Source organism: Micromonospora auratinigra (assembly GCF_900089595.1).
Classification (GTDB): domain Bacteria; phylum Actinomycetota; class Actinomycetes; order Mycobacteriales; family Micromonosporaceae; genus Micromonospora; species Micromonospora auratinigra.
Map to the genome: position 1 here is coordinate 2,852,058 of NZ_LT594323.1, position 13,752 is coordinate 2,865,809.

The following is a 13,752-nucleotide window of genomic DNA, read 5'->3' on the forward strand; positions in this document are numbered from 1 at the left end:
GGCAGGGCGAACGGTCAGTCGACGCCGAACTCCATCGCGGCCCGGTCGAGCGCCTCGTCCTCGGCGGACGGGACGCCCCGGGAGGCGATGGCCTCCGCGCCGCCCTGCGGCATCGCCCCGATCAGCCCGGTCGAGGCGGCCTGCGCGGCGCCCACCATCCGCTGCGGGGCAGCGCCACCGACCATGCCGAGCGAGGCGTACTGCTCCAGCTTCGCCCGCGAGTCGGCGATGTCCAGGTTGCGCATGGTGAGCTGACCGATCCGGTCCGACGGGCCGAACGCGGAGTCCTCGGTGCGCTCCATCGACAGCTTGTCCGGGTGGTAGCTGAACGCCGGCCCGGTGGTGTCCAGGATCGAGTAGTCCTCGCCCCGGCGCAGCCGCAACGTCACCTCACCGGTGACCGCCGTGCCGACCCAGCGCTGCAACGACTCGCGCAGCATCAGCGCCTGCGGGTCCAGCCAGCGCCCCTCGTACATCAGCCGGCCCAGGCGGCGACCCTCGTGGTGGTAGTTCGCCAGGGTGTCCTCGTTGTGGATGGCGTTGACCAGCCGCTCGTACGCGGCGTGCAGCAGCGCCATGCCCGGAGCCTCGTAGATGCCCCGGCTCTTGGCCTCGATGATCCGGTTCTCGATCTGGTCGGACATGCCCAGGCCGTGCCGGCCGCCGATGGCGTTGGCCTCCAGCACCAGGTCGACGGCGCTGCCGAACTCCTTGCCGTTGATCGTCACGGGCCGGCCCTGGTCGAAGCCGATGGTGACGTCCTCGGTCGGGATCTCCACCGTCGGGTCCCAGAACTTCACGCCCATGATCGGCTCGACCGTCTCGATGCCGGTGTCGAGGTGCTCCAGGGTCTTCGCCTCGTGGGTGGCGCCCCAGATGTTGGCGTCCGTCGAGTACGCCTTCTCGGTGCTGTCCCGGTACGGCAGGCCGCGTTCCAGCAGCCACTGCGACATCTCCGTCCGCCCGCCCAACTCGGTGACGAAGTCGGTGTCCAGCCACGGCTTGTAGATCCGCAGTTGCGGGTTGGCCAGCAGGCCGTAGCGGTAGAACCGCTCGATGTCGTTGCCCTTGAAGGTCGAGCCGTCGCCCCAGATCTGCACGTCGTCGGAGATCATCGCCCGGACCAGCAGGGTGCCGGTCACCGCCCGGCCCAGCGGGGTGGTGTTGAAGTACGCCCGGCCGCCGGAGCGGATGTGGAAGGCCCCGCAGGTCAACGCGGCCAGCCCCTCCTCGACCAGGGCGGCGCGGCAGTCGACCAGCCGGGCGACCTCGGCGCCGTAGCTGAGCGCGCGACCGGGCACCGAGCCGATGTCGGGCTCGTCGTACTGGCCGATGTCGGCGGTGTAGGCGCAGGGCACGGCACCCTTGTCGCGCATCCAGGCGACCGCGACGGAGGTGTCGAGGCCGCCGGAGAAGGCGATGCCGACGCGTTCACCGATGGGCAGGGAGGTGAGGACCTTGGACACAAGGAAGATTATGCACCGCGCCGCATGGTCATGCAAGCTAACGACCCGGGGTCACTCCACCGAGTCGTCGCGGCCCAGCTCCCAGCAGGCCACCGCGGTCGCCGCGGCCACGTTGAGCGAGTCCACCCCACGCCGCATCGGGATCACCACCCGCACGTCGCTGGCCTCCATCGCGGCCCGGGTCAGGCCGGCCCCCTCCGCGCCCATCAGCAGGGCGGCCCGGGACCGCTGCGCCGGGTCCAGCCGCTGGATCGGCACCGCGTCCGGGGCGGGCGTCATCGCCAGCACCGTGAAACCGGCCGCCCGGACCTGGGCCAGCGCGTCGGGCCAGGGGTCCAGCTTCGCGTACGGGATGGCGAAGACCTCGCCCATGCTGACCCGCACGCTGCGCCGGTAGAGCGGGTCGGCGCAGGTCGGCGAGAGCAGCACGGCGTCCACGCCGAGCGCCGCCACGGCCCGGAAGATCGCGCCGAGGTTGGTGTGGTTGTTGACGTCCTCCAGGATCACCACCCGGCCGGCCGTGGCCAGCACCTCGGCGGCGCTCGGCAGCGGCGTGCGGTGGAACGAGGCGAGCACCCCCCGGTGCACGTGGAAGCCGGTGGCCCGCTGGAGCACCTCGGGAGTCGCCGCGTAGACCGGGGCGTCCCCGGTGTCCAGGTCGGCGAGCTGGTCCACCCGCTTGGCGTCGACCAGGTAGGACCGGGCCGGGTAGCCGGCCCGCAGCGCCCGCCGCAGCACCAGCTCGCCCTCGGCGATGAACAGGCCGTGCGGCGGCTCCCAGCGGGTACGCAGCTCGACGTCGGTCAGCGCCCGGTAGTCGGCGAGCCGGTCGTCGTCGGGGTCGGTGATCTCGTGGACGGGCACCCGACGATTCTGCCCGGTCCCGCCGGCCGGTCCCGGACGGCCCGGCCCCCGGGAGGCGTTTCCCACCCGCCCGGCGGGGAACGGTCCCGGGAAGCGGACAACGGCGGAGGGACCACCACGATGAGCGCGGACGACACCGGCGACGGCCGGCTGCCCCGGAACGCCACGGTCGCCGACCACATCGTGGCCCGGCTGGCCGAGTGGGGGGTGCGCCGCTACTTCGGCTACCCGGGAGACGGCATCAACGGGATGACCTCCGCGCTGCAACGCGCCGCCGGCCGGGCCGAGTTCGTCCAGGTACGCCACGAGGAGACCGCCGGCTTCGCCGCCGGCGCGCACGTCAAGTACGGCGGCGGCCCGCTCGGCTGTGTGCTGGTCACCAGCGGCCCGGGCGCGATCCACGCGCTCAACGGCCTCTACGACGCCAAGCTCGACCACCAGCCGGTGGTGGCGCTGCTCGGGCACACCGCGCTCACCGCCGAGGGCGGCGGCTACTACCAGGAGGTGGACCTGCTCGCCCTCTACAAGGACGTCGCCTCGGGCTTCCTCGCCCAGCTCGACGACCCGTCGCAGGCGCGGCACCTGGTGGACCGGGCCTGCCGGACCGCGCTGGCCCGGCGTACGGTGACCGCGCTGGTGCTCCCCGCCGACGTGCAGGACGAGCCGGCCGTGCCGCAGCCGCCGCACGCGCACGGCTACTACCACACCAGCGCGGTGCCGAGCAGCACCGTCACCGTGCCGCCGGAGGCGGAGCTGCGCCGCGCCGCCGAGGTGCTGCGCGGCGGCGAGAAGGTCGCCCTGCTGGTCGGGCAGGGCGCGCTCGGCGCCGAGGAGGAGGTCCGCCGGATCGCCGACCGGCTGGGCGCCGGGGTGGCCACCGCGCTGCTCGGCTTCACCGCCGTGGACCACCGGGCCCCCTGGGTGACCGGGGCGATCGGCCTGCTCGGCACCCGGCCCAGCTGGCAGCTGATGCGCGAGTGCGACCGGCTGCTGATCGTCGGCAGCAACATGCCGTACTCGGAGTTCTATCCGCCGGAGGGTCGGGCCCGGGCGGTGCAGATCGACCTGGACGGCAGCCGGATGGGGCTGCGCTACCCGACCGAGGTGAACCTGACCGGCGACGCCGGGCCGACGCTGCGGGCGCTGCTGCGCGAGCTGGGCCCCGGGCCCGCCCCGACCGCCTGGCGGGCCGCCCTCGCCGAGGCCACCTCGAAGTGGCGGCGCGGGCAGCGGGAGCTGGCGGAGCAACCGGCCGACCCGGTGAACCCGCAGCTGCTCTTCACCACCCTCAACGACGCGCTGCCCGACGACGCGATGCTCGCGGTGGACTGCGGCACGGCCACCGCCTGGTACGCGCGCCACCTCCAGGTCCGCCCCGGGATGCTGGCCAGCCTCTCCGGCACGCTGCTGTCCATGGGCGGGGCGATGCCGTACGCGCTGGCGGCGAAGTTCGCCCACCCGGACCGCCCGCTGGTCGCCCTCATCGGTGACGGGGCGATGCAGATGAACGGGGTCAACGAGCTGATCACGGTGGCGAAGTACTGGCGGCAGTGGGCCGACCCGCGCTTCGTGGTGCTGGTGCTCAACAACCGCGACCTCTCCTTCGTCAGCTGGGAGCAGCGCTCCAGCGAGGGCACGCCGATGTTCCCGGCCAGCCAGGACCTGCCGGACGTGGCGTACCACCGGTGGGCCGAGGTGCTCGGGCTCGGCGGGGAACTGGTCGACGACCCGGGGCAGGTGCCCGAGCTGTGGCGGCGCGTGCTCGCCGCCGACCGGCCGGTGGTGGTGAACGCGGTCGTCGACCCGGCGGAGCTGATGCTGCCCCCGCACTTCACCGCCGAGCAGGCCCGCAACACCGCCGCCGCGGTGCTGCGCGACCAGGACCGGGCCGGGATCGTCCGGCGCGGGCTGCCCGCCGTCGTCGCCACCTACCGGCCGCGCCGTCGGGAGCGGTGAGCCTGGGGTCACGCGCGCACGTAGCGCAGCAGCACCGACCGGCCGTCGAAGCCGCGCGTGGAGACCAGGCGCAGGTCGAGCCGGCCGACGTGGGCGAGCATCGGCTTGCCACCGCCGAGCAGCACCGGGTGCACCACCGTCTGGTACTCGTCGATCAGCCCGAGCGCGGTCAGCGCCTCCGCCGCGCCGGTGCCGCCGGTGAGCAGCACGTCGCCGTCGACCTGCGCGCAGGCCGCGGCGAACTCGGTGGCCAGGTCGCCGCGGCCGACCACCCGGGCGCCGTGGTCCGCCGCGTCCAGGGTCCGGGACAGGACGATCTTCGGGGTACGCCGCCAGATCGGCGCGAACGCCAGGTCGTGCGGGTGGCCGGAGATCGACTCGGCCTGCGGCCAGTACCAGGACATCATCTCCCAGACCCGGCGGCCGTAGGCGAACGCGCCGGCCCGCTCGCTGTGCGCGACGGCGTACGCGGACAGTTCCTCGCCCATCTGCGGCCAGTCGAACTCGCCGTTCGGCCCCTCGATGAAGCCGTCGACCGACTGGTTGATCCAGTAGATGACCCTGCCCATGGTGTTCCTCCGCGTACCGGTGCGCCCCCGGCGGGCGCGCTCACCGGTGGGTCGGCGCCGACCGGCCGGATCCGACACCGGCAGGGGAACTTCCTCTTGCCGGCGGCGGCTACCGTCCGACGGGTGTCCCGCACGGTGATGATCGCCCTGGTCGGCGTCGACGGTTCCGGCAAGAGCACCCAGGCGCGGGCGCTGGCCCGGCGGCTGACCGCGGCGGGCGTGTCGGCCCGGTACTTCGAGAACGCGGGCGGGCGGCCGCTGTGGAACCGGCTGGCCCGGGCGCTCGGCCGGCCCGACGGGGTGGCGCTCTTCGGCCGCCCCCTCTACCCGGCGCTGGAGGCGTCGGTGCGCGCGCTGGCGATGACCCGCACGGTGCTGGTGACCCGGCTGACCGGGCGGGTGGCGGTGCTGGACCGCTGGACCTGGTGCCAGGACGTGATCATGACGGCCCGCGGCGACCGGGGGCGGCGGGCGGTGCGGGCCGCGTACGCGCTCTTTCCGCGTCCGACGGTGGTCTGCTTCCTGGCCACCACCCCGGCGGTGGCGCAGCGGCGGGTGGTCGAGCGCGGCATCGACACCGAGGAGCTGCGCCACCTGCGGGCGCTGGACGCCGCCTACCGGGCGCTGCCGGACTTCGGCTCGTTCGTGGTGCTCGACGGGGACGGCGACCGCGACGAGGTGGCCGTCGCGCTCGATCGCGCGGTGTCGCCGCTGGTCGACCCCCGCTGAGGCGCGGGGAAGGGCCCCCTCTCCACGCCTGAAGCGGGTAACGGGGCCCTTCCTTGCAACCTGTCAGCCGCGACCGCGGCCCTGGAGCCAGCGCAGGATGTCGGCCGGCACGCTGCGGTCCGGCTGCGGAGTGGGGCTCGGGGACGGCCTCGGCTCGGGGCGCTGCGGGTCGCCGGCCAGCTCGCGGCTGGGCGCGGTGAAGTCCAGGACCGGCTTGCCGTCGACCGCGGTCCGGATGGTCCGGGCCACCGCGTCGATCACCTTGGCCTGCACGGCCGAGCCGACCAGGTCGGTGGAGTCGTCCGGGTTGGCGGCGATGCCGGCGACGGCCACCTGCGGGGTGAAGCCGACGAAGGTCTCGGTGGCGTTCTGCTCGGAGCTGCCGGTCTTGCCGGCCACCGGCCGGTCGACGATCCGGTTCACCGCGGTGGCGGTGCCGCCGTTGCACTGCCCGTACGCGGACTGCTGGCCGACCGGGCAGCGGGCGGCGTCGGTGGCGGCCCGGGCCACGTCGGTGTCCAGCACCTTCTTGCAGGAGGGCTGCCCGACGGCGACCTTGTCCCCGTTGGCGGCGGTCACCGAGACCACCGGCTGCGGGGTGCAGTACGTCCCCTCGGCGGCCACGGTGGCGTACGCGTTGGCCAGGTCGAGCGGGGTGGTGGCGGCCACGCCCAGGGTGAACGCGCCCCAGTTCCTCGCGTCGTTCTTCGCGAAGGCGGCGTCGGAGTCGGCGCGGAAGGTGATCCCGAGCCGCTGCGCCATCTCGACCACCTTGTCCTCACCGACCTGCTCGGCCAGCCAGACGAAGTAGGTGTTCACGGAGCGGCCGAAGCCGTCCCACATCATCCGGTAGCCGTCCATCCACTCCGGGTTGGCGTTCGCCGGGCACCACTTGCCGTCGCAGTTGCCCTCGGCGTCGGAGGCGTAGCGGGTGGGCAGCTTCTCCGGGGCGTCGAAGCCGGTGGCGAGCGGCTTGCCGGCCTCCAGCGCGGCCAGCATGGTGAACAGCTTGAAGGTGGAGCCGGCCTGGTACCCGTCGACGCTCGCGCCGCCGGAGATCAGCGGGTTGACGGTGTTCGGGTGGTTGGCCTGCCCGGACGGGTTGTCGGCCAGGCTGTAGTGCCGGTTGACCGCCATCGCGAGCACCCGGCCGGTGCCCGGCTCGATCGCCGCGATCGGCAGCGCCCGCTTGTCGTCGTACCCGTAGACCTTGGTGGCCTGCTCCTGCGCGGTCTGCTGGACCTTCGGGTCGAGGGTGGTGACGACGGAGTAGCCGCCGCGGCGCAGCGCCTGCTCGCGCTCCTCGGCGGTGTTGCCGAAGGCCGGCTGGCCGAGCCACCACTGGCGCAGGTAGTCGCAGAAGAAGCCCCAGTCGTCGTGGCCCTGGGCGGTCGCGGTGCAGCCGTTGGGCTGGGCGGTCGGGCGCAGGGTCAGCTTCTCCGCCTTCGCCGTCGCGGCCTGCTGGGCGGTGATCGCGCCGGTCTCGGCCATCGCGTCGAGCACGTACCCGCGGCGCGCCACGGCCTGCGCCTTGTCCCCGTCGATCGGGCTGTACTCGTCCGGCGACTGGACCAGGCCGGCGAGCAGGGCCGCCTCGCCCAGGGTCAGGTCGGCGGGCGCCTTGCCGAAGTAGCGCTGGCTGGCGGCGGCGACGCCGTACGCGCCGGAGCCGAAGTAGGCGATGTTGAGGTAGCGGTTGAGGATCTCGTCCTTGCTCAGCGACTTCTCCAGCGCGGTCGCGTACCGGATCTCCTGGAGCTTGCGGCCCACGGTCTGCTCGGTGGCGGCCTGCCGCTGCTCGGCGGTGCGGCTGGGGTCGGTCTTGAGCACGTTGCGGACGTACTGCATGGTCAGCGTGGAGCCGCCCTGCTCGGTGCCGCCACCCTTGACGTTGGCGACCAGGGCCCGCGCGATGCCGCGCAGGTCGGCGCCGCCGTGCGAGTAGAAGCGGCGGTCCTCGGCGGCGACGATCGCCTGGCGCATCACCGGGGCGATCTCGGCCAGCGGCACGTCGGTGCGGTTCACGTCGTAGAACGTGGTGATCAGGGTCTTGCCGTCGTTGGCGTAGAGGTAGGAGCGCTGGGGCTGCGCGGGGGTGCGCAGCGCGTCGGGCAGCTCCGCGTACGCGCCCAGGGAGGCCTTGGCGACGAATCCGCCGAGCAGGTTGCCCGGCAGCGCGGCAACCGCGAGGGCGAGCCCGGCGAGGACGCCGGCGAGCAGCACGGTGAAGAGCCGCGACAGCGGCGTCCGGGGAGACGGCATGAACCCCAGGATGACCGCGCCGGGCCGGAGCAGGCCACTCCGCCAGGCAACTGTCAGTTACCTCACGGTCACTTCCCAGCTTCCCGGCGCCCGGTCCCGGGTGCGCCGTCCGGTCTCCGCCCGGATGTCCGGTCCGAGAACGCCCTCAGCTCGGCAGCGGGCCGGTGCCGGGTGGGGCCGGGGTGCTGGCGACGCTGGCGGTGGCCGCGTCGCGGGCGATGGTCTCGGGCACCAGGCGGCCGGAGCGGTAGCCGATGCCGATCCCGGCGACCAGCACGAAGATCGCGCCGAACGTCTGGAGCGAGCCGATCAGCGCGCCGCCGAGGCCGAGCAGCGGGGCGGCGATCATCAGCATGATCCCGTCGCCGTAGGAGAACATGCCGGAGCGGGCCACCGACCAGCCGGTGAGGAACCAGCCGAGGCTGTAGCAGGTCGCCCCGACCAGCACGATCGCGCGGGCGGTGGTGCCGAAGACCGGGGTCTGCTCGGCGAGGCCGGCGAAGGGCAGCATCAGCACCATCCCGCCGATGCTGGCCAGCAGCCCCGCGAGGGCCACCCGGCGGCAGCGGGTGGCGGCGAGCAGGCCGGTGAGCGCCAGCAGGGCGAGCAGGCCGAGCCAGACCGAGGCCACCCAGCCGACCAGGTAGAGCGGCCGGCCGTCGGCCGGGTAGGGGTCGTTGCCGACCCCGCCGTCACTGGCCCAGGCGACCACGCCGTAGAGCACCGCGTACGCGGGCAGCAGCCAGACCGCGGCGCGGGCGAAGCGCCGGACCGACCAGGCCCAACTGGCGTCGGTGGCCGGCACGCCCGGTCCGGGCTCGGAGACGAACGGCAGCACCCCGAACCCACCCCCGGTACGCCGGCTGCCGAGCGGCCCGGCCGGGTCGTGCGCGCCGGGCACCGGGGTGCGGGAGAACAGACTGTTCGCCGGATCCTTCATGCCTCACCTCGCTCGCCTGCGGGCGGGGCCCGGACGCGCCACGGCGCCCCGGCTCCCGCTCGCCACCGGTCCTCAGGACCGATGGTGGCAGGCGCCGGGGCGCCGGATGAGGCTTTCTCGCATTTACCGTCCCGGTCGGGACGGCCCCGGATCAGCCCCGTTCGCGACGGTCCGCCGGGTCCTGGAGCAGGCTCTCCGGGGAGACCGGCTCGGGGGCCGGCAGCCCCTGCGGCGCGGAGCCGCCGGTGGCCTGCGCCTCGGCGACGCGTACCTCGTCGTGGATCTCCTGGGCTGCGGTGGCCGCGGCCCGCGCCGCCTCGGCGGCCTCGCGCTCGACCTCGCCGGCGCTCTTCGCCACCTCCGGCGAGGGCACGTCGCCGACCATGTTGGCCAGCCCGCCGAGCGCGCCGCCCATCCCCTCCAGAGCCCTGGTCAGCTCGGTCGGCACGATCCAGACCTTGTTGGCGGTGCCGTTGGCGATCTGCGGCAGCGCCTGCAGGTACTGGTAGGCGAGCACCTTCTGGCTCGGGTTGGCCTGGTGGATCGCGTCGAAGACGGTACGGATCGCCTTCGCCTGGCCCTCCGCCTGCAGGATCCGGGCCTGCCGGTCACCGTCGGCGCGCAGCACGGCGGCCTGCTTCTCACCCTCGGCGGTGAGGATCTGCGACTGCTTGTGCCCCTCGGCGTTGAGGATCGCGGCGCGCCGGTCCCGCTCGGCGCGCATCTGCTTCTCCATCGAGTCGCGGATGCTCGGCGGCGGCTCGATCGCCTTGATCTCGACCCGGGTGACCTTGATGCCCCACCGGCCGGTGGTCTCGTCCAGCACGCCGGAGAGGTGCCGGTTGATCTCCTCGCGGCTGGTCAGCGCCCGCTCCAGGTCCAGCGAGCCGATCACGTTGCGCAGCGTGGTGACGGTGAGCTGTTCGATGGCCTGGAGGAAGTTGGAGATCTCGTAGGTGGCCCGGACCGAGTCGACCACCTTGAAATAGAGCACCGTGTCGATCGACACGACGAGGTTGTCCGAGGTGATCACCGGCTGCGGCGGGAAGCTGACCACCTGCTCGCGCATGTCGACCTTGGTGCGCACCGCGTCGATGTAGGGCACCAGCAGGTTGAGCCCCGGGTTCAGGGTGCGCTTGTAGCGGCCCAGCCGCTCGACCACGTCCTGCCGCTGCTGCGGAACGATCCGCACCGCCTTGACCAGCGTCACCACGACGATCACCGCGACGGCGATCAACAGGATCGCTGCAAATTCCATACCGCTCACCTTTTCGCTTCGGGCAGTGCGCCCGGGCCGGAAATCTCGTCCTGCCAGACCAGGGCGGTCGCGCCCCGGACCTTTATCACCTGCACCCGCTCACCCTCGGCGTAGCGCTGCGTGGCGTCGTACGACCGGGCGCTCCACAGCTCACCGTCGATCTTGACCAGTCCCCGCTCGGCGTCGACCGGCTCCAGCACCAGCGCCGTCGCCCCCTCGATGGCGTCGACGCCGAACGGCTGCTCGCCGCTCTCCAGCGCCGGGCGGGCGTGGCGCCGGATCACCGGCCGGACCACCGCCACCGAGAGCGCCGAGACCACCGCGAAGACGACCGCCTGCAGCGCCACCGGGGCGCCGAGCGCGGCGGCTCCGGCGGCGGCGAACGCGCCGGCCGCGAACATGATCAGGAAGAGCGTCGTCGTGAAGATCTCGGCGACCGCCAGCAGCACACCCAGTACGACCCACACCACCGCGTCCACCCCACGATCGTGACACGTGGACGCACGTGTCATCGAATTGTCATGATCGGATCGCCTGCGGCCTGTTTCACCACTTGGTGGAGTGGTGAGACAGCGCCCTTCTCGGGCGTCCGCGCCTCACCCCGGGTGGGGTGGGTGCGGTTCCTGCGTCATCGGGGCTGGTTTCGCCCGCGCGTGTGCGTGGGCCAGTGCCTTCCCCTCGGCGGGTGTTGGTGACCGGGCCCCCTGCGGGGAGGTCCCGGACCTGGGCGTGGTGCTGCTCGGCCCAGATGGCGAGGTTGACCGCGGCGTTGTGGTCCCGATCCGCCTGGTAGCCGCACGTCTGGCAGGTGAACATGCGCTGGTGCAGAGGCATCGCCGGGCCGACCGTCCGGCATGCGGAGCAGGTCTTCGTCGACGGGTACCAGCGGTCGACCAGAGCCAGTTGGCCGCCGCGCCACTGCTGCTTGTAGGTCAGCAGGCGGGCCAGCTCGCCCCATGCCGCGTCGGCGACCGCCGCCGCCAGGCGCCGGTTGGCGAGCATGCCGCTGATGGTGAGGGTCTCGATGGCCAGCCGGTCGTGGGTATTGACCAGCCGGTTGCAGACCTGGTGCAGGAAACGGTGCCGGACCGCGGCGGTGTGGGCGTGGTGACGGCCGAGGCGGGCCGCGGCCTTGGCCCGGTTGCGGGAGCCGCGCTGCTTGCGGGTGACATCACGGGCCAGTCGTCGCTGGCGGGCCATTTCGGTGCGGGCGGGCCGTGGCCAGCCGTCGACGCGCAGGACCGGGGTGCCGTCGGCGCGCGCTGCGGCGACGAACGTCGACAACCCCCGATCGACACCCACCCACCCCGCGGAGGTCATCGGCTGGTGGCGGCGGGCGTCATGCAGGTCGGCAGCTTCACAGGTCAGCGAGACCGACCACCGGCCGGCCCGATGGCTGACCGTGGCGGACACGACCTTCGCGCGCCCCTTGGCCAGCATGCGCCGCAGCCGACGGGTGTCCTGCCGCACCTTGAGCACCCCGATGCCGGGAAGCGTTACCGTGCGCGGTGCCTGCTCGCCCACCCGGATGCTCGCCCGACCCGTCGCAGAGGTCCTGTTACGGATCCGGAACGACAGCGGCGCGTGTCTCTTCGACTTGAACCTCGGGAAACCGACCCGGCGCCCCCGCCGACCGCCCGTGCGCGACGCGGTGTACGCGGACAGGCCGCGACCGAGATCAACCACGGCTTCCTCAAAAACCTGCTGACACACCTCGCCCCGCCAGGACAGACCGGTCACCTGCACCGTGACGGTCCCGTCACCGGCGGCGACCATCACCCGGCCTGCCTCACCCGACCGTTTCCACCTGTTGAACGCGTTGATCAGGTCGAATCCCGACCACGGCACCTTCCCGACCGTCTCGCCACGACGCATGCCGTCCACAGCGTCCTTCACCAACCGCAGACACTGGTTGAAGCCGAACCGGGCCGCACCCGCGTGCCGACGCAACATGATCTCCTGCTCGCCGGTCGGGTCCAGACAGAACCGGAACGTGGCGAAACGGGCCACGGCAGCACACCATGCCACCCACCACCGACAAACAACCCACCACCACGCAACCCCATACCCACAACGCCGACCGACGCCTGCCGCCCAGAACCTCCACCACCAGCGGCTCACCTACGAAACACGCCGTAGGCTCAACGGACCGCCCGACGCGACGAGGAGACTCCATGGTCCTGCTGCCCGAGACCGGCCGACGAGTGGACAATCTGGTGGCCCGGGCCCAGGCGGAGGGGCGCGGCCCGTCGGTCGCCCTCGGCGTGGTCCGCGACGGCGACCTCGCCCACCTCGCGGTCGCCGGCGCACACCCGAGCCCGGACGCCGACCTGCAGTACCGGATCGGCTCGATCAGCAAGACCATGACGGCCGTGCTCGTGCTCCAGCAACGCGACGCCGGCCGGCTCGGCCTCGACGACCCCCTCGAGCGGCACCTGCCCGGCACCCCGGTCGGCGCGCTCACCGTCCGGCAGCTGCTCGGGCACGCCGGGGGCCTGCAACGGGAACCGGACGGGCAGTGGTGGGAGCGGGCGGAGGGCGTCGACCTGGCCACCCTGCTCGCCGGGCTGACCCCGGAGAAGATCGCCCACCCGCCGCACCGCGTCTACCACTACTCCAACCTGGCGTACGGGCTGCTCGGCGGGATGCTGGAGCGGCTCACCGGCACCCCCTGGGCCGAGCTGCTGCGCGAGCGGCTGCTGACGCCCCTGGGCATGGACCGCACCACGTACCACCCGAGCGAGCCGTACGCCCGCGGCTACGTGGTGCACCCCTGGCACGACACGCTGCGCGAGGAGCCGCGTACCGACACCCGGGCGATGGCCCCGGCCGGGCAGCTCTGGTCGACCGTCGCCGACCTGGCCCGCTGGGCGGCCTTCCTGGCCGACCCCGACCCGGCCCTGCTCGACCCGGCCACCCTCACCGAGATGTGCGCCCCGGTGGTGATCAGCGACCTGGACTCCTGGACCGGCGGGCACGGCCTCGGCGTGGAGCTCTACCGGGTCGGCGAGCGGGTGTACGTCGGGCACGGCGGCTCGATGCCCGGATACGTCGCCGGCCTGGTGGTGCACCGGCCCAGCCGGACCGCCGTGGTCGACTTCGCCAACTCCTACGGGCTGAGCCGCGGCCACCACGTCGTCGGGCTCGCCCGGGAGGTGCTCACCCTGGTGCTGGACGCCGAGCCGACCCCGCCCGTCCCGTGGCGTCCGGCCGAGGCACCCGCCGCCGACCTGGCCGGACTGACCGGCCGTTGGTGGTGGATGGGCGGCGAGTACGAGTTCCGGGTGGACGCCGACGGCGACCTGGTGGGCGGCCAGCTCGGCCGGCCGACGCTCCGGTTCAGCCCGGAGGGCCCGGACCGCTGGCGGGGCCGCTCCGGCAACCAGGACGGCGAACTGCTCACCGTGATCCGCGACGACGCCGGCCACCCGGTCGCCCTGGACATCGCCACCTTCGTCCTCACCCGCACCCCCGACCAGGAGCCCTGACGCACCCTCCCTCACCCCCGCCGCTCTCGCGCCGCCGATCTTGCACTTTTGGCCCCGACAAAAGCCGCCAATTCCCCGGACGAGAGGCCGGAAGCGCGAGATCGGCGAAGCGCGGCAGCCTCACGGGTGCGCGGGGCGCGCGGGGTGAGGGAGAGCCAGGGGAGGCTACGAACTTGATGACGTGAACGACTCGACCCGCGATCTGTTCAGGTCATCAGGT

The 13,752-nt window shown here is 73.2% G+C and carries 11 protein-coding genes; 3 read left to right on the top strand and 8 right to left on the bottom strand.

Translation table 11 applies throughout. The annotated features are described in order from the left end of the window. Positions 1 to 14: 14 nt before the first annotated feature. Together argG and GA0070611_RS12485 are read right to left on the bottom strand one after the other, a co-directional pair. Positions 15 to 1,466, bottom strand: a complete 1,452-nt coding sequence (argG, locus tag GA0070611_RS12480) for an argininosuccinate synthase (RefSeq protein WP_091662990.1) — start codon at positions 1,464 to 1,466, stop codon at positions 15 to 17. A gap of 51 nt (positions 1,467 to 1,517) precedes the next feature. Continuing rightward, positions 1,518 to 2,396 (bottom strand): TrmH family RNA methyltransferase, encoded by an 879-nt coding sequence (locus GA0070611_RS12485; RefSeq protein ID WP_231921438.1) that lies wholly within the window; start codon positions 2,394 to 2,396, stop codon positions 1,518 to 1,520. A 54-nt stretch (positions 2,397 to 2,450) separates the two neighbouring features. On the opposite strand from GA0070611_RS12485, the gene GA0070611_RS12490 reads away from it, so the two are divergent. Beyond that, positions 2,451 to 4,286, top strand: coding sequence for a thiamine pyrophosphate-requiring protein (locus tag GA0070611_RS12490; RefSeq protein WP_091662995.1), 1,836 nt, complete (start codon positions 2,451 to 2,453; stop codon positions 4,284 to 4,286). An 8-nt stretch (positions 4,287 to 4,294) separates the two neighbouring features. On the opposite strand, the gene GA0070611_RS12495 is transcribed toward GA0070611_RS12490, so the two are convergent. After that, on the bottom strand, positions 4,295 to 4,855 hold the full coding sequence (locus GA0070611_RS12495; protein ID WP_091662997.1) for a dihydrofolate reductase family protein: 561 nt from the start codon (positions 4,853 to 4,855) through the stop codon (positions 4,295 to 4,297). Positions 4,856 to 4,978: 123 nt separating this feature from the next. Here GA0070611_RS12495 and GA0070611_RS12500 point away from each other — a divergent pair, with 123 nt between their 5' ends. After that, entirely contained in the window at positions 4,979 to 5,584 is a 606-nt protein-coding gene (locus GA0070611_RS12500) for a dTMP kinase (RefSeq protein WP_091663000.1), read from the top strand. A 63-nt stretch (positions 5,585 to 5,647) separates the two neighbouring features. On the opposite strand, the gene GA0070611_RS12505 is transcribed toward GA0070611_RS12500, so the two are convergent. The 5 genes from GA0070611_RS12505 to GA0070611_RS12525 form a co-directional block, all read right to left on the bottom strand. Then, positions 5,648 to 7,846, bottom strand: a complete 2,199-nt coding sequence (locus GA0070611_RS12505; RefSeq protein ID WP_091663003.1) for a transglycosylase domain-containing protein — start codon at positions 7,844 to 7,846, stop codon at positions 5,648 to 5,650. 145 nt (positions 7,847 to 7,991) lie between these two features. Next, on the bottom strand, positions 7,992 to 8,786 hold the full coding sequence (locus GA0070611_RS12510) for a hypothetical protein (protein WP_091663008.1): 795 nt from the start codon (positions 8,784 to 8,786) through the stop codon (positions 7,992 to 7,994). A gap of 151 nt (positions 8,787 to 8,937) precedes the next feature. Then, positions 8,938 to 10,044: an SPFH domain-containing protein gene (locus tag GA0070611_RS12515; RefSeq protein ID WP_091663012.1), complete on the bottom strand. Its 1,107-nt coding sequence runs from the start codon at positions 10,042 to 10,044 to the stop codon at positions 8,938 to 8,940. 5 nt (positions 10,045 to 10,049) lie between these two features. Beyond that, positions 10,050 to 10,523 carry an NfeD family protein gene (locus GA0070611_RS12520; protein ID WP_091663015.1) on the bottom strand — a complete coding sequence of 158 codons (474 nt, stop codon included), beginning with the start codon at positions 10,521 to 10,523 and terminating at the stop codon, positions 10,050 to 10,052. Between the two features lie 67 nt (positions 10,524 to 10,590). Further along, positions 10,591 to 12,054: an RNA-guided endonuclease InsQ/TnpB family protein gene (locus tag GA0070611_RS12525; protein WP_091663018.1), complete on the bottom strand. Its 1,464-nt coding sequence runs from the start codon at positions 12,052 to 12,054 to the stop codon at positions 10,591 to 10,593. Between the two features lie 164 nt (positions 12,055 to 12,218). Here GA0070611_RS12525 and GA0070611_RS12530 point away from each other — a divergent pair, with 164 nt between their 5' ends. Further along, on the top strand, positions 12,219 to 13,532 hold the full coding sequence (locus GA0070611_RS12530) for a serine hydrolase domain-containing protein (RefSeq protein ID WP_091663022.1): 1,314 nt from the start codon (positions 12,219 to 12,221) through the stop codon (positions 13,530 to 13,532). Positions 13,533 to 13,752: the final 220 nt, after the last annotated feature.